Origin of the sequence: Spirillospora sp. CA-142024 (genome assembly GCF_050942325.1) — a bacterium.
Lineage (GTDB): Bacteria > Actinomycetota > Actinomycetes > Streptosporangiales > Streptosporangiaceae > Spirillospora.
Genome location: NZ_CP192077.1, coordinates 8,954,448 through 8,978,711, shown reverse-complemented (window position 1 = coordinate 8,978,711; position 24,264 = coordinate 8,954,448). Strand labels below are relative to the sequence as shown.

17 protein-coding genes are annotated in these 24,264 nt (G+C 70.6%); 7 read left to right on the top strand and 10 right to left on the bottom strand.

Annotation, left to right across the window (positions count from 1 at the left end):
* Window positions 1–7 precede the first annotated feature (7 nt).
* Genes aac(3) through ACQPZP_RS42550 form a run of 3 tightly spaced genes read right to left on the bottom strand, consistent with a single transcriptional unit; the run spans window position 8 to window position 3,937 of the window.
* A complete protein-coding gene (gene aac(3), locus ACQPZP_RS42560; protein ID WP_433475277.1) occupies window positions 8–853 on the bottom strand; it encodes an aminoglycoside 3-N-acetyltransferase in 846 nt (281 codons plus the stop codon).
* A 19-nt stretch (window positions 854–872) separates the two neighbouring features.
* Complete coding sequence (locus tag ACQPZP_RS42555; protein WP_433475276.1) at window positions 873–2,102, bottom strand: glycosyltransferase; 1,230 nt, start codon at window positions 2,100–2,102, stop codon at window positions 873–875.
* 8 nt (window positions 2,103–2,110) lie between these two features.
* On the bottom strand, window positions 2,111–3,937 hold the full coding sequence (locus tag ACQPZP_RS42550) for an MFS transporter (protein WP_433475275.1): 1,827 nt from the start codon (window positions 3,935–3,937) through the stop codon (window positions 2,111–2,113).
* A 295-nt stretch (window positions 3,938–4,232) separates the two neighbouring features.
* Between ACQPZP_RS42550 and ACQPZP_RS42545 the strand changes: the two genes are divergently transcribed.
* Together ACQPZP_RS42545 and ccrA are read left to right on the top strand one after the other, a co-directional pair.
* On the top strand, window positions 4,233–10,700 hold the full coding sequence (locus ACQPZP_RS42545) for an SDR family NAD(P)-dependent oxidoreductase (RefSeq protein WP_433475274.1): 6,468 nt from the start codon (window positions 4,233–4,235) through the stop codon (window positions 10,698–10,700).
* Between the two features lie 40 nt (window positions 10,701–10,740).
* Entirely contained in the window at window positions 10,741–12,075 is a 1,335-nt protein-coding gene (ccrA, locus tag ACQPZP_RS42540; protein ID WP_433475273.1) for a crotonyl-CoA carboxylase/reductase, read from the top strand.
* Here the strand turns inward: ccrA and ACQPZP_RS42535 are convergent.
* The gene (locus ACQPZP_RS42535; protein WP_433475272.1) at window positions 12,063–12,530 is read right to left on the bottom strand and encodes an Lrp/AsnC family transcriptional regulator; all 468 of its coding nucleotides are present in this window, start codon (window positions 12,528–12,530) and stop codon (window positions 12,063–12,065) included. The genes ccrA and ACQPZP_RS42535 overlap by 13 nt on opposite strands.
* A 108-nt stretch (window positions 12,531–12,638) precedes the next feature.
* Here ACQPZP_RS42535 and ACQPZP_RS42530 point away from each other — a divergent pair, with 108 nt between their 5' ends.
* On the top strand, window positions 12,639–13,250 hold the full coding sequence (locus ACQPZP_RS42530) for a LysE family translocator (RefSeq protein WP_433475271.1): 612 nt from the start codon (window positions 12,639–12,641) through the stop codon (window positions 13,248–13,250).
* 125 nt (window positions 13,251–13,375) lie between these two features.
* On the opposite strand, the gene ACQPZP_RS42525 is transcribed toward ACQPZP_RS42530, so the two are convergent.
* From ACQPZP_RS42525 to ACQPZP_RS42515, 3 genes are all read right to left on the bottom strand, one after another.
* The gene (locus tag ACQPZP_RS42525) at window positions 13,376–15,637 is read right to left on the bottom strand and encodes a helicase-related protein (protein WP_433475270.1); all 2,262 of its coding nucleotides are present in this window, start codon (window positions 15,635–15,637) and stop codon (window positions 13,376–13,378) included.
* Window positions 15,638–16,027: 390 nt separating this feature from the next.
* On the bottom strand, window positions 16,028–16,693 hold the full coding sequence (locus ACQPZP_RS42520; protein ID WP_433475269.1) for a class F sortase: 666 nt from the start codon (window positions 16,691–16,693) through the stop codon (window positions 16,028–16,030).
* Window positions 16,694–17,401 carry a hypothetical protein gene (locus ACQPZP_RS42515; protein ID WP_433475268.1) on the bottom strand — a complete coding sequence of 236 codons (708 nt, stop codon included), beginning with the start codon at window positions 17,399–17,401 and terminating at the stop codon, window positions 16,694–16,696. It lies immediately after the preceding gene.
* Between the two features lie 542 nt (window positions 17,402–17,943).
* Here ACQPZP_RS42515 and ACQPZP_RS42510 point away from each other — a divergent pair.
* Entirely contained in the window at window positions 17,944–18,078 is a 135-nt protein-coding gene (locus ACQPZP_RS42510; RefSeq protein WP_433475267.1) for a hypothetical protein, read from the top strand.
* A gap of 185 nt (window positions 18,079–18,263) precedes the next feature.
* Window positions 18,264–20,570: a hypothetical protein gene (locus ACQPZP_RS42505; RefSeq protein ID WP_433475266.1), complete on the top strand. Its 2,307-nt coding sequence runs from the start codon at window positions 18,264–18,266 to the stop codon at window positions 20,568–20,570.
* Between the two features lie 6 nt (window positions 20,571–20,576).
* Here ACQPZP_RS42505 and ACQPZP_RS42500 read toward each other — a convergent pair whose 3' ends face one another.
* The gene (locus tag ACQPZP_RS42500; protein WP_433475265.1) at window positions 20,577–21,182 is read right to left on the bottom strand and encodes a TetR/AcrR family transcriptional regulator; all 606 of its coding nucleotides are present in this window, start codon (window positions 21,180–21,182) and stop codon (window positions 20,577–20,579) included.
* 93 nt (window positions 21,183–21,275) lie between these two features.
* On the opposite strand from ACQPZP_RS42500, the gene ACQPZP_RS42495 reads away from it, so the two are divergent.
* Entirely contained in the window at window positions 21,276–21,725 is a 450-nt protein-coding gene (locus ACQPZP_RS42495; RefSeq protein ID WP_433475264.1) for a hypothetical protein, read from the top strand.
* 12 nt (window positions 21,726–21,737) lie between these two features.
* Here ACQPZP_RS42495 and ACQPZP_RS42490 read toward each other — a convergent pair whose 3' ends face one another.
* Both ACQPZP_RS42490 and ACQPZP_RS42485 read right to left on the bottom strand, forming a co-directional pair.
* Window positions 21,738–22,499, bottom strand: a complete 762-nt coding sequence (locus ACQPZP_RS42490; protein ID WP_433475263.1) for a (R)-mandelonitrile lyase — start codon at window positions 22,497–22,499, stop codon at window positions 21,738–21,740.
* A gap of 34 nt (window positions 22,500–22,533) precedes the next feature.
* Window positions 22,534–23,100 carry a TetR/AcrR family transcriptional regulator gene (locus tag ACQPZP_RS42485; RefSeq protein ID WP_433475262.1) on the bottom strand — a complete coding sequence of 189 codons (567 nt, stop codon included), beginning with the start codon at window positions 23,098–23,100 and terminating at the stop codon, window positions 22,534–22,536.
* A 133-nt stretch (window positions 23,101–23,233) separates the two neighbouring features.
* Between ACQPZP_RS42485 and ACQPZP_RS42480 the strand changes: the two genes are divergently transcribed.
* On the top strand, window positions 23,234–23,668 hold the full coding sequence (locus ACQPZP_RS42480) for a hypothetical protein (protein WP_433475261.1): 435 nt from the start codon (window positions 23,234–23,236) through the stop codon (window positions 23,666–23,668).
* The last annotated feature ends 596 nt before the right edge of the window (window positions 23,669–24,264 follow it).

The window sequence follows — 24,264 nt, the reverse complement described above, 5'->3', positions numbered from 1 at the left end:
CGGCCGGTCACGCGAGCTTGCTCTCGATCCAGCCGACGCCGAAGTCCACCACGTCGGACGCATCGAACAGGTGGCTCGTGGCGGCGCCGACCTTCCCCTGCCGTCCATGCCCGGCATCGATCATGTCGCGGGTGATGGCCTCGAAGGGGTCCTGCCCCTCCGGCACGACCGGGCTGTAGTCGAAAGCGCCGTTCTCGGAGTCGATGTCGTGAAAGTGCCGCCAGACGCGGTCGCCGTTCACGGCGATGGGTTGTTCGTAGTCGACGAATCGCTTCCCCGGCGCCTTGGCGAGTGCCTCCGCGTGGTGCAGGAGGGTGACGGTGTCCAACGGTGCCCCCAGCAGAAGGACCCGGCCGCCCATGGCGGTGAGACGGGCAAGGGGGCTGCCGGGACCATGCGGGTCGTCCCAGGGGTGGTCGTCCATCAGGGAGTGCGCCGCCGGGCCGAGGGCGGCGAAGCTGGCGTCGGGGTGGCGGCTGCGTACCGCGCCCGGCCGACGTCGCAGCGCCTCGGGCAGCCGGCCGTTGTCGTGGTCGCCCTCACTGAGCCGCGGATCGAAGGCGGGATGCTCGGCGCGCACGGCGGCCTGCCAGTCCGCGGGCCAGTCGGCGAAGTCGTAGGGCAGGGCGTCGTTCCAGCCGCAGGTGACCATCAGGGTGCCGCTGTCGCCGACGGCGTCCCGCAACGCGTCGATGACGGTCTGAGGGCCGCCGGCGACGTATCCCAGCGACGACATCCGGGTGTGGAACATCACGATGTCCCCTTCGGCCAGGCCGAGCCCGGTCAGGTCGCGGACGAGTCCGCCGCGGGTGACCGGCCCGCCGGAGCGTTCGAGGAGGTCGAGTTCATCCATGATCGAAAGGTATGCGCATTCAGCGGATCGAGTCGATGATCCGCAGCGCACGCCCCACGCCGTCCTCGTCCCGGACGATCCGCCCCAGTTCGCCCGCCCGGTCGGCCATCGCCTGGTCCCGGACGGCCCGCCGGATCTTCCGGGCGAGCCTGGGCACCGTCATCGCCCGGAACGGCAACGGGGTGGGCCCCGCACCCAGCGCCGCGACCCGCTCGCCCCAGTACGGCTGGTCACCGAAGAACGGGCACACCACCGCCGGCACCCCCGCCCGCAGCCCGGCCGCTGTCGTGCCGGCGCCCCCGTGATGCACGACGGCCGCCATTCGCGGGAACAGCCACGAATGCGGGACGTCCTGGACGGCGAAGACACGGTCGTCCGAAGTCGCCGGGTCACCCTGGACGACGCCGCGGACGCCCGCGAGCTTCAGTGCCGCCCGCACGACCATCCCGGTCATCTCGGCGTCCTTCGGCACCATGCTTCCGAACCCGACGTACACCGGTGCCGGGCCCGCCGCCAGAAACTCCGCGAGCTCCCCGGGAGGCCGCCAATCAGGCTCATCGAGAAACCAGTAGCCGGTCATGTTCACATTGGCGGCCCAATCCCGGGGCCTCGGAACGACCGCCGGACTGAAGCACGCCAGCACCGGGCCACCGGCCGCCCGCTCGCCCCGCAACGGCAGCCTCCGCAGCCCCAGCGACTCCTCCCGCCAGGGGTTGATGAAAGGGCGGGACAACTGCCACGCGATCTGATCGATCGCCAGGAAGCTCGCGCGATTCGCCCACGGACCGAGCAGCCGCGCCTGCGGAACGAACGGATGAGGAAACGCGCCTGTCGGCTCGCTCGGCTGAAAATGAATCAGCGCCCAGGGAACGCCGAGGTGTTCACCAATGTGCCGGGGAAGGAAACCGAGGGTGGGCCCGATGATCAGATCGGCGCCCTTGCAGGCGTCGGAACATTCCGCCAACAGCCGTTCGGCCATCGGCCCGATTATCCGCCGGAACCCGCCAAGGAACTTCACCGGATTCCGCCCGCCGGCCAGCAACTCCTGCCCGGCGTCCGATTCGAGTATCTCCGCCGGATCCGCCGTCAGCGGCGCGAGCTCCAGCCCCGCCGCCGCGGCCATCGGCGAGTACCGCGCACTCGCCACCAGCCGCACCTCGTCGCCCCGCGCCCGCAGCGCCCGTCCGAGCGCGACGCAGGGCTGGATGTCACCCCGCGACCCCGCCGCGAAGATCACGATTCGGCTCACGTCGTCTCCTACCAGGCGTCGTTGCGGTGGGCGGTGTGGGGCTCCTCCGCCGAACGCTCCTCCGGAACATAGGGCTCGTACCACCCGTCCGGAGGCGCGGGCCGCTCCGGCTCGCCATCGAGGTCGTCCTCGGACTTGGGGGGTGCCGGGGGTGTGGACGGGGGAGCCGGCCAGAGGGTCGGCAGGGACTCCGATGGGCCGGTGGTCCAGGTGGCGGCGTCCTCGGGCGGCTTGGGCTCGGTGTCGGTCCACCAGTGCGGGCCCGGGGTGGAGGTCGGCATGGGGTCGTCCTCCCAGGTGAGGGGGAGCGGGAAGGGCTCGTTGGGCGGTGCGGCGCCGGCCACGGTGGCAGGGGCGGCGAGGGCCGGGACGGGGTCGCGGGGCGCCGCGGCAGGGCCCGGGCGGCGTGCCGGCTCCTCGGTGCCGAGGGGGGACGACTTGCCGTGCTTCGGGCCCATCCAGCCGCGTCGGCTGGGCAGGGTGAAGCCGCTGATCAGGCCGCCGATGAGGACGAGGGCGGCGCCGAGGACGAGGCCGGAGGCGGTGCCGCCGCGGAACGTCTCCAGTTCCGCGGCGCTCGCGCCCTCGCCCGGGACGTGGTGGATGAGGAGGCCGAGGATCGCGATGCCGAACGCGCCCGAGGCTTCGCGGATCACGTTGATGATGCCGCTCGCGACGCCCGCCTGGTCCTCCGGGACGGCCTTCAGTACGTACATGACGAGCGGCATGCCCATCGCGGCGCCGACACCGACGATGAGGACGCCGGGCATGAGGTCGGCGTACTGGTCGCCCTGCCGGATGGTGGAGAACAGGAACATGCCGAAGGCCATCAGGGCGAGGCCGCCGCCGATCGCCGGACGGGGGCCGAGCTTGGCGGCCAGCCAGAACGCGACCGGCGTCATCACCATGATGGCGATCGACGGGGGCAGCATCACCAGGCCCGCCTTGGGGGGCGAGAAGCCGAGGAAGCGCTGCAGGAACGTGGCCGAGTAGAAGATCATCCCGTTGAAGCCGATGCCGTAGAGCATCTGCGAGAGCAGCCCGCCCGCGAACACCCGGTTGCGGAAGAACCGGAGGTTGATCATCGGGTCCGGGGCCCAGCTCTCCACCAGGACGAAGCAGGTCAGCGCGATGGCGGCCAGCACGAACACGCTGATCACGGACGGGTCGGCCCAGCCGTGCTTGTTCCCCGACTCCAGCCCGTAGGTGAACGCGAACAGCATGGTGGCGGAGATGAGCACGCCCGGCAGGTCGACGCGGGCGTCGCGGTCGTCGCCCTTGCCGGTGAGGACGACGAGGCCGAGCAGGACGACCAGGACGCCCGGCACGATGTTGATCAGGAAGATCCAGCCCCAGTTCCACTGCTGGACGATGAACCCGCCGATGGTGGGGCCGAGGGCGGTGGCGCTGGAGGCGGCGCCGACCCAGACGATCGTGCCGAGGGAACGCTGCTTGTCGGTGCGTCCGACGGTGACCATGACCTGCGTCGCGGGCAGCGCGAGGGCCGCGCCGGCGCCCTGCGCGACGCGGGCGAGGATGAGGGTCGCGGAGTCGGGGGCGAGACCGCAGACGGCGGACGCGGCGGTGAAGACGACCATTCCGGAGATGAAGGTGACGCGGCAGCCGTAGACGTCGGTGAGCCGCCCGCCCGCGATCATCAGGCAGGAGAACATCAGGATGTAGCCGGTCGCGACCCAGTCCTTGGCGGAGTTGGACATGCCGAGGTCGCTCATGATGGTGGGCAGCGCGTTCGCGACCACCGTGTTGTCCATGGTGATCATGAATGCGCTGACGGCCACCACCGCCAGCGCCCATCGGTATCGGCCGCGGGTCAACAGTCCGTGCGGCGTGAACTCCCGCACCGCCCGCGGGAAATCCGCCGCTTCCCCCTAATAACAGTCGTCGCTATTGTTACTATTGGTTCGCATCTCGTTACTCAGCCCTGACTCCGGGCCGGGGTGCACCGACTATCCCATCACGCCACATTGGCTCCTGCAGAGTCTTGTCATCACCGTGACAAGACGTGTGCGAGAAAAGTGGTCTGGATGCGCATCGTGAGCAGGTCGGCGTAAGACAAAGTGGTCCCTCCGCTCGATGAACGATCCCGGTTTCATGGGGGGACCCCAGCGCATGCAGAGCAACGATCGTTCCGGGGCCGCGCGGGAGAACGCGCAGGACGAGACTCGGATCGGCGAGGATTCGATCCGCCGGCACCTGATCGGGCAGATCGCGCGCCGTTCCGGTTCCACCGCCGCCGAGATCGACCCCGACCGGCCGCTGGAGGAGTTCGGGCTGGCCTCCCGCGACGCGGTCGCGATCGCCGGCGAGCTGGAGCAGATGCTGGGACGGGCCCTCCCGGCCACCCTCGTCTGGGAGCACCCGACGATCAACAAGCTCTCCGTGGCGCTGACGCGCGGGGACGGCCCCGCCGAGGCACCGCCGGAACCGGTTGTGAAGCAGGCCGTGCACGACGAGCCGATCGCCGTCGTCGGCATCGGGCTCCGCTTTCCCGGCGGCGGCCGTGACCTGACCGGTCCCGCCGGCTACTGGCGTTTCCTGACCGGACGCGGCGACGCGATCCGCGAAGTGCCGGACGGCCGCTGGGCCCCGTTCGACGACGGTTCCCCAGAGGTCGCCGACCTCCTCGACAGGACGACGAGGCTCGGCGGTTTCCTGGACGACATCGCCGAATTCGACGCGCAGTTCTTCGGCATCACCCCGCGTGAGGCCGCGGTGATGGATCCGCAGCAGCGGCTCGTCCTCGAAGTGGCGTGGGAGGCGTTCGAGCACGCGGGCATCGGCCCGGCGTCGCTGCGCGGCAGCCGCACCGGCGTTTTCGTCGGCGTGTCCGCGCCGGAGTACGCCGCGTTCACCGCGGCCGACCTGGCGTCCCTCGAACCGTTCACCGCGACGGGCGCGTCTCTCAGCATCATCGCGAACCGGCTGTCGTACCTGCTCGACCTGCGCGGGCCCAGCATGGTCGTCGACACCGCGTGCTCGTCGTCGCTGGTCTCCACCCACCTCGCCGTCCAGGCACTGCGCGCCGGTGAGGCCGACATGGCGCTGGCCGGCGGCGTGAACCTGCTGCTGTCGCCGACCGTCACGATGACGTTCGACCTCGCCGGCGGGACGGCGGCGGATGGGCGCTGCAAGGCGTTCGACGCGTCCGCCGACGGCATGGTCCGCGCGGAGGGCTGCGGCGCCGTCGTCCTGAAGCGGCTGCCGGACGCGATACGCGACGGCGACCGGGTGCTCGCCGTCATCCGCGGTTCGGGCGTCAACTCCGACGGGCGGTCGAACGGCCTCGTCGCCCCCAACTCCGACGCGCAGCGCGCCCTCCTGCGGGACGTGTACGCGACCGCGGGCATCGACACGCGAGAGGTCGACTACGTCGAAGCCCACGGGACGGGGACGTTCCTCGGAGACCCGATCGAAGCCAAGGCGGTCGGCGAGATCCTCGGTGCGGGACGCGAACCCGAGGATCCGCTACTGCTCGGCTCCGCGAAGTCCAATCTCGGGCACATGGAGTCTGCGGCGGGCATGGCCGGGCTCATCAAGACCGTCCTCGCGCTGCATCACAAAGTCATCCCGCCCAGCGCGCACTACAAGGAACCCAACCCGCACATCCCCTTTGACGAACTGCGCCTAGCCGTTGTCGCGGAGGAGACACCATGGCCCGACCGGGGCCATCCCGCGCGTGCCGGCGTGTCCGGGTTCGGTTTCGGTGGGACGAACGCACACGTCCTTTTGGAAGAGGCTCCTGCGCAGGACACGACCGCCCATCCGGCCGTCGTCCGGACGTTCCCGCTGTCCGACACAAGCGACGACCGCGTCCGCGACCATGCGGCCCTTCTAGCCGGTTGGCTCCCGACCCAGGACGAAAAGCTCGCCGACGTCGCACGGACCCTGCACCGGCGTGCCGGCCGTGGGCGAGCCCGCGCCGCCGTCGCCGCCAGGGACCGTGCAGGGCTCATCGACGGACTCGTCGCCCTCGCCGAGGGCCGTCCCCATCCCGGTGTAGTGACGGGCACTGCGCTCGGCGCTCCCGGGCGTCCCGTGTGGGTCTTCTCCGGGTACGGGGCACAGCGCGCGGGAATGGCGCGGCGCCTCCTGGAGGAGGAGCCCGCGTTCGCCGAGGCCATCGACGACCTGGACGGACTGTTCGCCGAGGAGGGCGGCCCCGGCCTGTGGGCGCTCCTCGAAGAGGGCCGCAAGCCGGACGGCCCGGCCGACACGATGCCGGTGCTGTTCGCCGTCCAGATCGCCCTCGCCCGCACGTGGCAGGCGCACGGCGTCACGCCCGGCGCGGTGATCGGGCACTCGATGGGCGAGGTCGCGGCGGCCGTCGTCGCCGGCGCGCTCACCCTGGAGGACGGCGTCCGCGTCATCTGCCGCCGGTCCCGCCTGCTGACGCGGCTGGTCGGCGGCGGCGCGATGGCCGTCCTCGGCGCGTCCGCCGAGGAGGTCGCGCGCTTGGCGGACGGCCTCCCCGAGGTGTACGCGGCCGTCCACTCCTCGCCGAAGCAGACCGTCGTCACCGGCGACGCCGGCCAGGTCGCCGAGATCGTCGAGCGCGCCGAGGCCGAGGGTCGCCTCGCCCGGATGGTCCAGGCCGAGGGAGCGGGCCACTCCCCCCAGGTCGACCCGCTCCTCCCCGACCTGCGCGAACTCCTCGCCGAGGTCGGCGCCGAACGCGGCGTACCGCTCGCCGGCGGCATCAGGCTCTACACGACGGCCCTCGACGACCCCCGGGCCCTCCTCGATGCGGAGCCGGATCTGGGCGTCGCGTACTGGGCCGCGAACCTGCGGAACGCGGTGCGGCTCACGGACGCCGTGGCGGCCGCCGCCGAAGACGGGTTCCGCACGTTCGTCGAGGTCAACGCGCACCCGATCCTCGCCCACGCCATCGGCGAGACCCTCGACGGGACGGGCGCGCTCGTCACCCACACGCTGAAGCGGGCGCCGAAGGGCCAGGAGACCGACGACACGCTGACGTTCCACGCGCAGCTCGCCACCCTCGCCGCGCACGGCCACGCGACCGCCGCGCCCGCCGACGGGCGGATCATCGACGTCCCGCAGTCGCCGTGGCGTCACGAACGCCATTGGGTGGACGCGCGGGCGCGCACGGCGGCCAAGCGCGACGAGCATCCGCTGCTCGGCGCGCACGTGGAACTGCCGGGTGAGGACCGGCACGCCTGGCGCGCGGACGTGGGCCTCACGGCGCAGCCGTGGTTGGGCGGCCTGACCGTCCACGGCCTCCCCGCGCTGCCGGTCGCGGCGTTCGCGGAGATGGCGGTCGCCGCCGGGGCGACCGTGCTGGGCACTGAGGACGTCCGCGTCAACAGCCTGTGGATGGAGCAGCCGCTCGCCCTCGCCGGCCACACGACGGTGACCACGACGTTCACCGAGGCGGAGGAGCGGGTGGAGGTCCACGCGCTGACGCCGGCGGGCACATGGGTGCGGCTCGCCAGCGCGGACGTCGGCGTGGACCACCGCGCCCCCGCCGCACCCGGGCCAGGCGCCGCCACCGAGGTCGCCGCGGCCGAACGCGGCAGCCGCCACTACCGCCTGCACCCGGAGGTGTTCGACCGCTGCCTGTACGTCCTGTCGGACGAGGCGGCGGCCGGCGACGGCGGCGTCTGGCTCGCCGAGACGATCGGAAGCCTCCGCGTGTACGGACCGACCCATCGCGGCGGCCACGTCCAGGCGAAGGTCGTGCGGGACGAGGACGGCGTGACGGGCTCTGTCACGCTCCTGGCGGCGGACGGCCAGATCCTCGCCGAAGCGACCGGCATCGTGCTCCGCAAAGTCGAACGTCACGACGTCCCCGTCCCTCTCACCGACAAGCTCGTCGAACTCGTCTGGGACGAGACCCCTCTCCACAACGTCGCGGCCGCGGATTCCTCGGGGGCGCCTTGGCTCGTGCTCTCCGAGGAGGACGACGCGCTCGCCGCCGCCACGGCCGCAGAGCTTGAGCGGCGCGGGAAGACGGTCGTCCGGCACCGGGTGATGGATCGGCCGCCGGATGAGCACCCCACCATGGACGAGCCGGTCGAGGGCGTTGTGCTCGTGCCGTCGGCCGACCTCGTCGACGAGGAACTCGTCCTCACCGTCGCAGGCGTGAGCCGTTCACTCCCGGACGGGCCCCGCTTCTACGTGGCGACCCGCGCCGCCCTGCCGCTCGAAGGGGAGGGTCTGCCGGGCCATGGCTTCGTCAGTGCGCTTACACGTGTGCTTGCCTTCGAACGGACCGTCCAGCGCGCCACGCATGTGGATGTCGACCGTCCAGCGGATCTCGTCGCCGAACTCCTCAGCAACGACGACGCGCGAGAGGTCGCGTGGCGGGGTGGCAGGCGGCATGTGGCGCGGCTTGCGCAGGCCGTGCTGCCCGAGTCGGAGGCGAAGAAGAAGCGGATCGTCCGGCGTGGCGGGGCGTATGTGATCACCGGCGGGTACGGCGGGATCGGGCTGGTCACCGCGCGGCTGCTGGCCGAACGAGGAGCCGGGCGGATCGTCCTGTCCGGGCGCGGCGGCCCGGACGCCGACGCCGAGAAGGTGATCGCCCGGCTCCGCGAGGACGGTGTGGACGTCGGCGTCGTGCTCGGCGACATCGCCCGTCCCGGCACCGCCGAGCGGCTCGTCAGGGTCGCGCAGGAGGGCGGCACCAGGCTGTGCGGCGTGGTGCACGGCGCCGGCGCGATCGACGACCGGCTGATCGCCGACCTCGGGCCGGACGATCTCCACAGGGTGTGGACGGCGAAGGTCGAGGGCGCGCGCCGGCTCAGCGAGGCCACCTGGGACGCCGATCTCGACTGGCTCGTCATGCACTCGTCGGCCGCCGCGCTGCTCGGCTCGCCCGGCCAGGCCGCCTACGCCGCCGCGAACGCCGCGATCGACGCGCTGATGGCGTACCGGCGCGCGAACGGGCGTCCCGGGACCACCGTCAACTGGGGCACCTGGTCACAGGTCGGCGGAGCCACCGGAACGTCGGTCGCCGTCATCGACCCGCTCAGCCCGGCGGAGGGCGCCGAGGCGCTCGAAACGCTGCTCGTCCACGACATGCCGGCGACGGGCGTGCTGCGCTTCGACCCGGCCACGGCGGTCGGGCTGTTCCCCGAGATCCGGAACATGCCGTACTTCGCCGCGCTGACCGAGGCCGCGCACGAGCGCCGGGACGACACCGGCTGGCCGGGCGTGGAGGCGCTCGCGGACCTCGACCCGGCGACCGCCCGGAAGATGGTCGGCGCGCAGGTCAGGCACCGGGTCGCCGCCGTCCTCGGGTTCGACCCGCAGCGCCTCGACCCGGCCGTCCCGCTCACCGACCTCGGCCTCGACTCGCTCGTCGCCGTGCGGATCAAGAGCGGCGTCGAGCACGACCTCGGGCTGACCGTCCCGGCGTCGGTCCTGCTCCAGGGCGCCAGCGTGAACGCGTTCGAGGAGTGGGCGGCCGGGGAGCTCGGCCTGGCGGACGCCTCCGCACCCGCGGCGGTTTCGAATGCCGAGTCCGGATATGTCATGCCGCGCGATGCGGCCGAGCGCCTCGCCGTCCGCATCTTCGAGGACGTCCTGGGGCTCGACCGCGTCGGCGTCACCGCCGACCTCTTCGCCGATCTCGGCGGGCAGGAGCACCAGGCCGACCGGATCGTCGCCACGGTCGCGCGGGAACTGGGCGGCGAGATCACCCGGGGCGAGCTGTTCGAGGTGCCGACGGCGGAGAACGTCGCCGAGTTCATCCGGGCGGCCGACGAGGAGGCGGCGCGGCGGACCGTCCGCCCGCTGAAGCCCTCCGGGGACCGGCGGCCGATCTTCATCGCGCATCCGGCCGGCGGCACCACGGCCTGCTACCGCCGGCTGATCGACCTGCTCGGCGACGACCAGCCGGTGTACGGGCTGGAGCGGTTCGAGGACGCGCCGTCCGTCGAGGAGCGCGCCGCCCGGTACGTCCGGCATCTGGTGGAGGAGCAGCCCGCGGGCGCGTTCCGGCTCGGCGGCTGGTCGTTCGGCGGCGTCCTCGCCTACGAGACCGCCCGGCAGCTGGCGGCGGCCGGACGCGAGGTCGAGTTCGTCGCGCTGTTCGACGCCGGCCTCCCGCTCGCGGTGGACGACGAGTCCGACACCCTCGCCCGCCGCTTCTCCGCGTTCGCCGACTACATCAACGAGACGTACGGCCTGGACGTCACCCTCACCTACGAGGAGCTGTCCGGGCTGGACGAGGAATCGCAGTTCGCGCTGGTCATGGAAAGGGCCGCCCCGCTCGTGGACCACATCCCCCCGGCGGCCCTCACCCACCAGCTGACGTCCCACCAGGACACCCGTTCCCTGGAGGCGTACCGTCCTCAGCCGTACGACGGACGCGTCATCCTCTACCACGCGCCCGAGGAGACCCCCTGGGCCGTCCGGGATGCCCGCTATGCGCTTGACGGGACCAATGGTTTCGGCGGTCTCTGCTCCGACCTGGAGATCGTCACGATCCCCGGCGCACACCACCTCAACCTGCTCGATCCGCCCGGTGTGGAGGTTCTCGCCGCGCACCTGGAGGCCCGGTTGTCGGGACGGCGGGAGCGCGACGCCGTCCCCACGCTCGACGCGGCCCGCTGACGGCCGCCCCACGAACCCCGTCGTTCCACGGAGGACACCCATGGCCCACCCCGGCTCGTCCAACGACCTGCTCGACGCCGTACGCTCCGGCGCGAGCGGCCCCGAGCTGCAGGACATCGACCTGCCGACCCGTTTCCGCGCCGCGTTCACCCGCAAGGAAGAGGTCGGCATCTTCGAGGGTCAGGCCGACAAGGACGTGCGGCGCTCCATGCACGTCGGCGAGGTCGAGATGCCCGAGCTGGCCCCCGACGAGTGCGTGGTCGCGGTGATGTCCGCCGCGATCAACTTCAACACCGTCTGGTCGGCGATCTTCGAGCCGATCCCGACGTTCGCGTTCCTGGAGAAGTTCGGCCGGCAGGGCTGGCACGGCGCGCGGCACGACCTGCCGTACCACATCCTCGGTTCGGACGGCGCGGGCGTCGTCGTCCGAACCGGCAGCGGTGTGAAGAGCTGGAAGGTCGGCGACAAGGTCGTCCTCTCCCCGTCCTACGTGGACGAGGAGGACCACGGCTCCTACGACGACGGCATGATGTCGGAGACCCAGCTCGCGTGGGGTTTCGAGACGAACTTCGGGTCGCTCGGCGAGTACTGCATCGTGAAGGCGAACCAGCTGATCCGCAAGCCCGCGCACCTGACGTGGGAGGAGGCCGGCTCCACCACGCTCTGCGCCGCGACCGCCTACCGGATGCTCGTCGGCACGCACGGCGCCCGGATGAAGCAGGGGGACGTCGTCCTGATCTGGGGCGCGACCGGTGGGCTCGGCTCGTTCGCGACGCAGCTCGTCAGGAACGGCGGCGGCATCCCGGTCGCCGTCGTCTCGTCGGAGGAGAAGGCGGAGATCGTCCGGGCCCAGGGCTGCGAGCACGTCATCAACCGCAACGAGCTGGACCTCGGCGAGCAGGGCCTCCGGCACCCCAAGGCCGGGCGGATGCTGGGCGAGGCGATCCGCCGGCTCGCCGGCGAGGACCCGGGCATCGTGTTCGAGTACCTCGGCCGCGAGACGTTCGGCGCGTCGGTCTACGTCGCCAAGCGCGGCGGCAAGATCGTCACCTGCGGCTCGTCCACCGGCTACAAGCACGAGTACGACAACCGGTTCCTGTGGATGCGGCTGAAGAGCATCATCGGTTCGCACGGCTTCAACTACCACGAGGCCGTCGAGATCAACCGGCTGATCGGCCTCGGCATGATCCACCCGACGCTTTCGCGGGTCTTCCCGCTGGACGAGGCCGGGGACGCGACCCGCGCCGTCCAGACGAACCAGCACATCGGCAAGGTCGCCGTCCTCTGCGGTGCCACCGCGGAGGGCCAGGGCGTGGACGACCCGGCCCTGCGCGAGAAGATCGGCGAGGAGAGGTTCAACCTCTACCGCCGCTGACGTTCCGTGGGCAGCGGCCGGTCATGGACGACGTGTTTCATCACGAGCGTGGAGTTCAACCGCTGCACACCGGGCAGCGCGCACAGCACGTCGTCCTCCAGTTCCTGATACGCGGTCAGGTCGGCCGTGACGATGCGCAGCAGATAGTCGGGATCGCCGAACAGCCGCTGCGCCTGCACCACCTCGGGCACCCTGGCCACCGCCGCCTCGAAACCGAGCAGCGTTTCGCGGTCCTCCTGCCGCATGGTGACGAACACGAGCGCCTGGAACGTCAGGCCGAGCGCGGCGGCATCCACGATCGCGCGGTATCCCTGGATCGCCCCGCTGCGTTCCAGCTCCCGCAACCGGCGATGGCACGGCGAGACGCTCAGCCCCACCCGCGCCGCCAGGTCCGTGACCGTCAACCGGCCGTCCTCCTGGAGCACAGCAAGGATTTTCCGGTCAATGGCGTCCATGTAGTAAATCCTCGCACGGAAGCGTTCGACCAGGGCAAATGTTGGAACCATTTCCTGCCCGATCAAACGTACTCTCCCGGTAACAGCCGATATCCGGGGAGAACTGACATGGCAGCGGGCTCGGTGTTCGCCTTCTGGGCGGTCGCGCTTCTGCTCATCGTCGTCCCGGGCGCGGACTGGGCCTTCACCATCGGCGCCGGCCTACGAGGAGACTCCGTCGTCCCCGCCGTGGGCGGTCTCGTCGTCGGCTACGCCGCGATCACCCTGATCGTCGCCGCCGGCGTCGGCGCCGCGGTCGCCGGGTCACCGTCGGTCCTGACCGGCCTCACCGTCGTCGGCGGCCTCTACCTCATGTGGCACGGCGCGACGAACTTCGCCCGTCCCTCGGCCCCTGACCCCCAGGCCGATCCGGGCACCGGCTGGGGCACCTTCCTGCGCGGCATCGGCGTCAGCGGCCTCAACCCCAAGGGGTTGCTGATCTTCGTCGCGCTGCTGCCCCAGTTCACCGACCCGGACGACGGCTGGCCGATGTCCGCGCAACTGGGCGTCCTCGGCCTGACCTTCGTGACCACCTGCGCCGGCTTCTACCTCTGCCTGGGCACCCTGACCCGCACCGTGCTGAACGCACGCCCCGGCACCGCGCGCCTGATCAGCCGCCTCTCCGGAACCGCGATGACCGCCATAGGCGCCTGCCTGCTCCTCGAACACACCCTGCCCTGACCGCCGGAACGATGATGGGCCCCGCGCAAGCGCGGGGCCCATCCGGTGATGAGGAGAACCTCCTCCTCAGAGACTTCAGAGCGTCTCGGCCGACGCCCTGATGCTGCTGCCGGTTCGCGCGGAACCTATGCGGCCGCTACCTGGCGCTCCGCCTCGGCTGACGCCTCCGCCCGGATGGACTCCAGGGAAGAGACCGCCTTCCGACGGTGCTCCGCGGCCACCTCCGGGTCCCGGTCCCAGAGGACCTCGAACCAGGGATCGGAGTCGTAACACCGGTCGCCGTACGGAGCGACGGTCCCGTAGGCCCGCAGCGGTTCCCCAGTCTCGGCGTCGGCACCGTAGGTGCGGACGACGATCTCCGGGACCGTGTCGGCGCCGGTCACGTCCGGCAGGGCGATCTCGGGCCTTTCGGTCCACGACCGCCATTGACGTTCGTTCCGGCCCGCCCGACGCAGTTCCGCCGCGTCAGGGTAGGACGGGTCGACCTTTCGGAAGGTCTTGATGACCTGGCCGTTGAACAGGAGCTGGGTGGTGGAGACCACCTCGTCCTGCTCATCGTCGAACGCCGGGTCCAGACCTTCCCGCCGCTCCGTCAGGTGCGGAGCCACGTCGATCAACCACTCCGGGTCGACCGGAGTGGCCATGCGGACGAGCCGCAGGATGTGCGTCCCACCGTAATGAGACTCGACCTCCAGGTCCCACGGGAGACCGATCAGCCATTGGGCACCGCCCACGAACGACTCACGAGCGAGGGTCCGGCTGACCCCGTCACCGTTCGAGTAGTACCCGTACTGCCGCTCGTACAGGTGATCCACCATCCCGGCGCAGACCGCCCGGAGGATGTTCTCCCGCCGGCCGTTCGAGCCGGACCCGACCTTGCCCCTGAGGGCACCGGCCAGGCGCCGCCGCTTCTCCTTGGCCTGGTAGAAGGCCTTGGGGGAGACGCCCGCTCGGGTCATCTCCTTGCGGGACATGCGCTTAGCGGCGCGGTAGACCGCCAGCTGGGCCATGATGTCGGACGTTTCATCCGACACCAGCCGCTGCCAGCAGGAGCACCTCGGCGCTCCCGCCTTCCGGCACCGGCCGCACAGCCGAGCGTTGATCTCTCCCTGTTCGAGGATCGCCGCGACCGTGATGACGTCATCGGTTACGCCGAGTCGATCCGCTTCCATGATCATCCGTGCGTGCTGCACGGAGACGGGAAGCTTCGCGACGCGGCGGCCGGTGCGCGTCACCTTGCCGTCGGCGTCCGTGCAGCCCAGCGCGCGAAGCGCCCGCTTGGCCTCACGGATGGCACGGAGGCCCGGCTGGTGGAAGAACCGGAGCTCCTCCACGTCGAACCCTGCGACGGCCAGTCGAAGGGTCTGAGTCTCAAGCCGGCGGCGGAGGATCTCCGCCTTCGCGAACTCGCGCCTTCCGCCCTTCGTGCACCAGTCGATGTAGATACCCGGCCTGGTCCGGCCGGCCCGGCCCTTGCGCTGGGCGCGGTCGGCGAGGCTGATGGGTCCGACGTACAAGCCGTCGACCCCGTTCACCAGCTCGACCCTCCGTTCCAGACCGGAGTCGACCACGGCATCGATGTCCGGGATCGTGACGCTGGTCTGCGCCACGTTCGTGGAGACGACGCACTTCGGCCGACCCGACTGAGCGAAGGCCCTGGCCTGATCCTGCGGAGTCAGCTCCCCATGCAGGGGCACGATCTCGGCGTTGAGGCCCTTGACCGCTCGAAGACGGCCAATGGTCTGCGAGATCTCCGCCTTTCCAGGCTGGAAGACCAGCACGTTGCGGCCCTCCTTGAGGAGGGAAACGACGTCCTGCTCCAGGTCGGCACCGCTGGCCGGCCGCTCCTCCACGGGGAAGGCGCGTCCCGGCACGCTGATGATCGGCGCCCCGCCGAAGTAGGCCGCCAACTCCTCTGCCTGGAGCGTTGCGCTCATCAGGACCAACTTGAAGTCGGCGCCCTTCTCCAACTGGAGCTTGCGCAACGCGACCAGGGTCTCGATGTTGAGGTTCCACTCGTGAACCTCATCGAGGACGAGCACGGACGCCCGGCGAGCGCCCGTGAGCTCGCGCACCAGCGCCAGCCCATCTGTGGTGAAGAGGCAGCGAGTCGCCCCGCTTTGCTTCCTCTGGTCGCTGGTCCGGAACCCGATCAGGCCCCCGACGGGGGTACCCGCTTCATGGGCCACCCGCTCGGCGACCGTTTTGGCCGCCAGAGAACGCGGCTGCGTCACCACGATGTCGTACCCTTCATCGAGCAAGAAACGGGGCACCTGCGTGCTCTTTCCAGCCCCGGTTTCGGCCGTCACGATGACAACCGGGTTCTCGGCCACCGCCGTCACGATCTGGTCGCGGAAGGCGGCGATCGGCAGGTCGCTGCTGGCCATTTCGTTTTATCCTCAAGCGGGTGGCTTTATCAGCCCATCGGTCGCCCGATGCTCCTACCCGCTTGGCGCGCCTTTCTTAAGGGCGCGTCTTCCGCATGACTTATGTGTTCGCCGATGCGGCATTGCGGGGTAGGAAACCCCTTGATTGAAGCGTTCCCGATCTCCGCATAGAAGGCTCAGGTACGCGCGACCCACTGATGGGCCTTGTGATGCTTTTCTTTATTTCTCCCCAGGTTGTTCGGTCGCGCACTTGGCGCAGCCTCGACGCGTTGGGAGAAGGTACTAGAGACCGTCCAGCGGCAACGGGGGGCCGCAAGGGGGCAGCGGGGCCGTGACGGCAGAACGCCCGCCTGTCCACAGGGTGCGGACGGGCGGGCGTTCTGTGTGCGGTCAGGAGCCGATGAGTTCGGCGTAGACGATCAGGTTGTCGGTGTAGTGGCCAACCTTCGCGTCGAAGGCGCCCCCGCAGGTCACGAGCCGGAGGGACGCGTAGTCCAGGTCTTCGCCGAAGACCTTCTTGTGGGGGAAGGCGTCCTTGTCGACCCGCTGCGCCGTCTGCACGGCGAAAGCGGCGGTGGAACCGTCCTTGCGGCTGACCTGGATCTTGTCGCCCGGCCGCAGCTCCTTCAGCCGGTAGAAGACGGCGGCCTTCTTGTTGGCGTCGACATGGCCGAGGATGACCGCCGGACCCACCTCGCCCGGCGTGACGCCCTCCTTGTACCAGCCGGCCAGGTTCGGCCGGCTCAGCGGCGGCTCCTCGATGCGCCCGTCGGGCCGCAGCCCGATCTGGCCGACCGGGGCCGACACGCCGATCTTCGGAATGGTGATCTCGGTGGGCAGCGAGTGGGACAGCGGCGAGGTGTTCGACGCGGCCGCGGTGCCGCTCGGGGTGGCGCCCGGGGTGGTCCCGCTCGCCGCGGGCTTCGGCATGTCCGAGGACGAGGCGCCGCCGCCGCCGTCTCCTCCGCAGCCGCTGAACAGCAGACCGGTGAGCAGCGCGCCGGTCGCCGCGGTCAGGACGCGGCGACCGGCGGCCGATGCTGGGAACCCAGGCAACTACGACCGCACCGTCCTGCGCCGGAGTGCGACCGCGGCCAGGCCGACGGCCGTCAGCGCGCCCCAGGCGCCCGCGAGCAGCGGCGCCGAAGAGCCGCCCGGCCTCCGGTACATGCTGCCGTCACCGGTGTCGATCCGCCCGACGGGGATCTTCGGCTTCGTCGGCGTCATGTTGTTGCCGCCCTTTTCGGGGCTGGTGCTGAACTTGACCGACCCGAAGCCCTTGCAGACCACCGTGGCGGTCGTCGGGTCCGGCAGGTTGCCGCGGAATGTGCCGGTCGCCGTCCAGGTGTTCTTGCCGATCTTCTTCACCGGCAGCGGGTTCCGGGTGTAACCGTTGCTCGTGATGGACACCGTGCTCGGGCAGGTCACCGTGAAGGTCGTCGTCAGGCCGGGGGCGACGCGGCGGCTGGACAGCTTCACCTTGTCGTAGCCGAACTTGAACGTCGGCTTCGGTGTCGTGGGGGGCGCCGTCGGCTCGTCGTCGCCCGGGCTGATCGCGACCCAGTGCGGCTGCTCCTGCCCGGCCTTCTTCATGCACTTCAGCAGCGTGCCGTCCTCAGCCTTCGCGGTCTTGCCGAGTTCGGCCTTCTTGCAGAACTGACCGGCCTTGGGCGGGGCGTCGGGGGTCGCGAGTGCAGGGCCCGCCATCCCGAGCACCATGGATCCCGCGGCGATCGCCGCCGCTGTCAGCCGAGTTGCGCGCATTGCCTTTCTCCTCTGATCGGGAACTCTCCATGCCTCCCGGGCGAGTGCCGCACTTGGCGATGGCGGGGGATGCCGCGCTTCGGCGCGCGACTGACATGCGGGTGCGCTCGTGGTCCGAGACCCGGTGGGACGGATGAGAATGACGCGCCCGAAGCTTAGCGAGACTCCATTGCGACACAACCCTGGGAATGGGAAAACATAGGTCGAATGACCGGGTTCGGACATCTGCGAAGACGTCGTAAACCTTTCCCGGGTTCGAGCGACCTTCACGTTCAGAGAACGTCAAAAAGGGTGCTGAGCAGGAGGTTTACCGGGGAGCCCGATGGACTCCGCGGCCGTCTGAGGGGCACGCGCCCGTGAAGATCCCGATGATCTCTGGTGGCCGCTCGAAACGTTACATGACGGCTTGGTGAACAGTCGACCGAGGAATGCAGTGCGATCCGCCGCCCCAAGTTGCGCGGCCGCCCAGAGGCTGCACGGTAGGCGATTGAGCCGCATGCACCAGGTGCGTGCGGTGACCCATACGAGATCAAGGAGGAGACGTGGCAACACACGTTCGCAAACGCAGGCTAGGCAAGTGGTGGGTGCTTGAGAAGGGCACCGACCGGGAAGTCGCCGGGCCTTTCGACACCAAGGAAGAGGCCCAGTCGCAGAAGGAGGCCCTCGACAGGAACTGACGTGGGTTGTTTCTAAATGAGGCCGGCTCCCCGCGGTACGCGGAGGGCCGGCCCACTTTTCTGCGATGGGTCGGGCCGCAGCACGGGGATCCGCTGGTGAAGATCGTTGCTTGCGGACTACGCTCCTGGCCAAAACGGCACATTGGGAGCACCTCATCGACGCCGACCAGCGTGGGTTGTCCGCCTTGTTTCAGTCCTCCGCCCTGACCGACTGGCGTCCGGTGCTGGCCTCGGCCGCCGACCGTTTCAAGGAGGGGCTGTCGGAAGGGCCGTTGCCCTTGCCGCTCGTCGAGGCGCTCCTGGAGCAGCAACGTATCGAGTGCATCAAGCACCTGGCGTCCAACAGGGACAGCGTCGGCGACGACCTCGACCTGCAGGCCCGCATCGCCGCGACCGGTCATCCGGATGTGGCGCGCGCCATCGTCTTCGGCAGGCCCGGCCTTCCCGACACGAACTGGTGGCCGCTGCGAGGCTGCCGCGAGGTGCTGGCCGCCGCCCGGCCGCACGAGGACTGGACGATACCGGGAGGCGTCCTCGCACACCTCGGGCTCGGGCGAACGCGGCGACGCCGCGCCCTGGTGGTGTGTCCGGTGGGACGATCCGCGCGCACGACGCTCATCGACATCGCCCCCGAGCTCACCCGTGCCGAGCAGTTGCGCGGGCTGCTCACCGTCCACGACCACGACGGTGGCCTCATGAGGCTGGGCCATCTCAACCAGAACAAGTTCCGTCCGGAGGTCTCCGAGGTCCTGCGCACCGTCCTGGCGAACGGCGACACCGCCGCGTTGCAGGAGGCGGTGACCCTTGCTGAGGGCTCTGAAGGCCTCATCGAAGAGCTCTACGAGAACGAGGCGCGGTACGACGCCTTGGAGCTCCATCTCGACATGGTGGGACTGCGCGACCGCATCGACTGGGATGCGCTCCGACAGGCGCACGCGGACCGCCCGTTCGGGAAGTACGCACTGAAGGCCCTCGCGACGCGCTCCGACTGTCCCGAGGCACTGCGCCCGCCTCCGCCTCCGGCGAAGATCCTCGTCAAGGACGAGACCGGCCTGCCCGCGCTGGTCGCCAAGCACCTCGGCGACAACGTCGGGGCTTGGCGCGAGGCTCGCAGACGCCTTCCCCGTTTCAACGGGAACATCGTCGACATGCTCGCCGAGGTCGGCGAGGCCGCCAAGGCTCCGGGAAGTGGGAAGGCGGCGGCTCAGTGGCCCGGCGCGGGCGAACTGCCCGCCTGGGACCGCGTCGCCTCCGTCTCGGGAACACGGGCGAAGTTCGTGGCCCTGCTGGACGCCGCGGCCGTCGAGACGCATCTGGTCCTGCTGAGGCACCTGGACGACCGCACGGTCGGCGATCTGTTCGGCCAGGGCGCCTGGCGCGCCGAATGGCTCGATTTCGCGATGAAGGCCAAGCAGAAGCGCTACCGGCTCGCGCTGGCGCAGCGGCCGTCGCTCACTTCTGAGGCCGTCGAGGTGTTGATGAGCCGAAACGATCCGGCCGTCAACGCCCGGCTGTTCCTGCGGACCGGCGCAACGGGCCCGCAGCGGGAACGGCTGCTGTCGGGACGGCTGAGCAAGGACCTGGTCGAGCGCCTCATGGAGCGCGATGGCGGGTTCCGCGCACGCGACGCGATCAGCTGCTCCAGCGTGCGGCTGCAACGACGCATCCTGTCCCACGTCCGGGTGCGCGGCGTCACCCCGCAGCTCCGGCTGCTGCTCAACCTGTGGGAACGCGGCGGCCCCCAGGCGGTTCGCGACCTGCTCGACAACGAGCCGAAGGGGGTGACCTTCTCCCGCAACGTCATCCGCCGCGAGGTCCGCAAGCCCGTCACGAAACTGCTGGCCCAGCAGGACGCAGTTGCGGCACTGGAGGAACTGCGCGCCACCGTCGCCGCCGGCGAGACCGCCGAGGCCCAGATCGCCGGACTGCGAACGCAGGGCACGCATCCCGCGGCGGAGGTGTTCCGTGAGGCGCATCTGTGGCACTGGGACGAGATCATCGCCGAACACCGGCGCAGGCCGTTCGGCCCCACCGTACTGATCGGCCTGGCCGAGATTCCCGAGTGCCCGCAGGAGATCCGCGACGAGGCCGACCGGCGGCGGTGGCGCTGGATCGAGTCCACCGGCTCCACGGTCGGGGGCGAGACCGCCCGGGAGATCCTCGGCGGCAACAGCGCAGGTCCGTGGCTGTCCCGCGCGGTCCGCGCGGGTGCCGTGACCTGGGAGGAGGTGGTCACGCTCGCGCGCCCGGCCGACGCGGCGCTCGCCGCCATGACCGGCCCGGAAGCGCGGGCGGCCCTCGCCCCGCTGGTACGCGACCACCTCGACCCCGTCCGCGAGTCATGGGTCCTCGCGCTGCGCATGCTCCCGGGCTTCACCGGAACCGTCACCGAACTCATCCACACGGCCGCCGCCGCGACGGCCCACCAGCCTCAGACGGCCGTTGGCAGGCGAGAAGCCGGCGCCGACAGCGGGCGATCGCCCGCACGGTGAGCCCGGCTACGGTGCCGCGCCCGCGGGAGGTTGTCCGGGTGGGGGTGGTGATGCGGGCAGGGCGAGGGTGTGGAGGCCGGCTCGGATGCGTTCGGGGGCCACGCCACGTGCGGTGACGAGGTAGTCGATCACATCGGCGCGCAGCGCGGTGAAGACGGCGTGGGCCAGGTAGTCGGCATCGTCGCCCGGGCGTGCGCGGCCCAGGCGACGGGCAAGCTCCTCGATCCAGAACCGGCTGGCCGGGTTGGCGTAGTAGGCGTACGGGCCGCGGTGCTCCAGCGCCCGGATCAGGCCGCGGTTGGCCCGGACGAAGTCGAAGAGGGCGTCGAGGTAGGCGTGCAGTGCTTCGTCCGGTGTCGCGCCCGGCCCCAGTGGCGGCGGCCCGGACTCCACCGCCGCTCGCAGTGCTGAGACCCGCGGTTCAATCACCGCCTGGATGAGGGCGGTGCGGTCGCCGAAGCGGCGGAACACGGTCCCCTTGCCCACGCCGGCCGCGGCGGCGATGTCGCTCATCGACACGTCCGGTACGCCCTCGCGGTCGAACAGCTCCGCCGCCGCCGACAGGATCGCCTCGCGATTACGGGTGGCATCCGCCCGCTCCGACCTGACCATCCGTCCCCCTTGCTCATCCGGACCGTGGGTCCGTATTCTAGCGCCCGAGACGATCCGGACCGAAGGTCCGCTTAGTGGGACGAGGGGGACGCCATGGAGTCGGACACCGGCCGGCGCGAGATGGCCGCGCGAGCGATCGAGGACATCCGGGCGACGCCGGTTCAGCCCCACCGTGAGGGTGCGCCCGTGCGCCGGGTGATCAGGGTGCGCGGACGGGTGACCGGGCAGTCCCGTCCCTTCGGGATCAACGTGACCCGGGTCGGCGGCGGCCTTTACCTGTGCTCGGCGATTCGCCGCCGCGACTGGGTGCGCAACCTTCTCGGGGCAGGCCGCTGCACCGTCGAGCGGGACGGCCCGGACGGCACCGACGCCGACTACGCCGCCGTTCTGGTCGAAGGGGCGGAGGCCGCCGCCGTGCTCGCGACGTACCTGCCGCAGGCCGGCTACGAGGACCCCGAACTGCCCTTTCCCATCGGCGCGCCGATCGCCGACATCACACCGCACACGACGGCGACGGCGGTCTTCCGCCTGGACCCCCTGTGATGTAGGTCGCCGTCAGGCCTCGGGGAAGACGAGGTCGGCGCTCATGCCGTCGCCGAGCAGGAAGTACCCGAGGAAGGTCACGCCGTCCTCCTGCGCGTCGAAGCGTGCGATGCGCACGCCCTCGGGCTCGTAGAACACATCACCGCGCTTGAGCAGGGTCTCGGGTTCGCCTTCGATCTGGTAGACCGCCGAGCCCCTCTCGATGCTGCCGAAGACCGGTCCGTTGTGGATGTGCAGCCCCGCGGCGTATCCGGGCGCGATGGTGATCCGCCGGATTTCGACGCGCTGGGTGGCCAGTGGCTCCGGAAGCCTCTGGTCCATGACGATCACGCGGCCGAGCGGCGGCGGCTCGGCCTGTTCTCCGCCGTCGCCGCCGTTACCGGCCTGGTATTCGGCGTCCGCCACGGCCTCGGCGAACTCCGCCGTCCTCCCGTCCTCCGGCAGCTCCTCAATGGCCAGATGAGTCATCGCGCCGCCGGGCGTCGCGCCGTGCCAATGCCATTCACCGGCCTCGATCCGCACGGTGTCGCCCGTGCGGATGGTCTCGACCTTTCCACCGCGGCGCTGCACGAGCCCCGTGCCCCCGGTGACCAGCAGCACCTGCCCGACCGGGTGCCGGTGCCAGCGCGTGCGGGCGCCGGGCGCGAAGCGGACGCTGTCGACCTGCGCACGCGAGGGGCCTTCGGGGGTGGAGAGTTCTTGGACGTGGGCCTCGCCAGTGATCCACTCGTCCGAAACGGAGACGCTGTCGTGCGGAGCTCGGGATATACGCATGCCTTCGTGCTTCCTTCGATCGGTGTTCGGGTGATCAGCGGACGGTATGCGCGCCGAGCAGTGCGAGGATTCCCTCGATCGCCTGCTCGAAGGGCTTGGTGCCGCCCGCGGCGCGGGCGAGGACGTATCCGCCCTGAAGTGCGGCGACGATGGCCGCCGCCGTGGCCGCCGGGTCGATGACCGGGCTCAGGTCTCCGGCGTCGATGCCTTCCGCCACCACGGTCGCCAGGCGGGTGCGCAGCCAGGTGAAGGTCTCCTCGACCGGCTCCCGGAGGAGCGATGCGGCCATGACGTCCGGATCCTGGGTCAGCTGGCCGATCGGGCAGCCCTTCAGGACGTCGCGCTCACGGCGAAGGTAGGCCGAGATGCGTTCGGGGGCCGTGCCCGGACCGGAGAGCTGAGCGTCCGCACCGGCGCGCATCTCCTCGGCCGTCCGGTCGATGGCCGCACGCGCCAACTCCTCCTTGCCGGAGAAGTGGTGGTACATGCTGCCCTGACCGGCGTCGGCCAGCTGCTGGATGCCCTTCGGGCTCGTCCCGACGTAGCCGCGCTCCCACAGCAGTGTGCGGGTGCTCTCGATGAGGCGTTCCCTCGTGCTCATGCGACCATCTTACATACTAGTAGGTACAGAAGTGCGCGGGTGGCTCCACGTTGCGCGGTCTTGCCTGCTCGGCACGGTAGGCCCCTGAGTAGCGCGCACTCGCACTGCGCCACCCAAACAGGGAGATTTTCCAATGATGAGTTTCGCTCGCAGGCCCATCGACCTCGCCAGGCTCGCCCCTGGCGTCGTCAGCATCGCCCTTGCCGGCGGCGTCATCGCCACGGCCTGCTCGATCATCGTGGACGACGGCGGCTCCATTACCGACTCCGGCGAGTTCGTCGTCAAGTACGTCGTCGTCCTGCTCGGCTGCGCCGTCGTCGGCGCCATCATCTCTGCCGTGCTCGGCGTGATCGTCCGCGCCGTCTTCGGCCACACCTATGGCTTCGACCTCGCGGTCGCGGTGGGCATCGTCGTGGTCGGCGCCGGCATCGGCGGGCTCATCGGCTCCGCCCATGACTCCGGCCTCGTCTATGACGGCGGCATCGTCTACGGCGGGCTGGTCGGTGTCCTCGCCGGTGCCTTCGTCGCCTTCGGCGGCTTCGCAGGCGGCTTCCGCCGGGGCCTGTAGCTCCACCCGCAGGGACCCGGCGCACGCCGGGTCCCTGTTCGTCTTTCGCCGCGAATGTCATGATCGTCCTGGCTGGGCCATGATCTTTGCTTTGAACGGGGGGAGGCGTGCCTGGTGGCCAAGGAACTCCGGGACATCGCCGGCAAGGCGGCCAAGGTCGTCGCGCAGCAGGCTCGGCAGCGTGGGGTCTTTCTCTCGCTGAGCGACGCGGAGGTCCGGTCGTTCCTCTCCGGGGTGGTCGAGGCCGGTGAGCGATCGCGGCGTTCGCGCCGGGGGTGGGAACCTGACAGCAGGGGCCGGCTGACGACAGCGCTCCACGGTGGGCCGGACAGCATTGCGGGGCGGCTTCTCGTTCAGTTCCACCCGGTGACCCGTCGGTCTCGGCTTCGCCGACTCCTCGTGGATCCGGTTGCACGGCGGCGTGCCGGCGAGGGGTGAAGCCCTCCGTGCCTGCTTTCCCGATGTCCCCGAGCCCTGGCCCGGAGACAAGCGGCCCAGGTGCTGACACCCGGTGGCTTGCCTCAGACGCCCTGCCTGGCGCGTGTGAGCGAGAAAATGGACTTCACCGATCCCTGGTCGGCAAATTCGGCCATTCT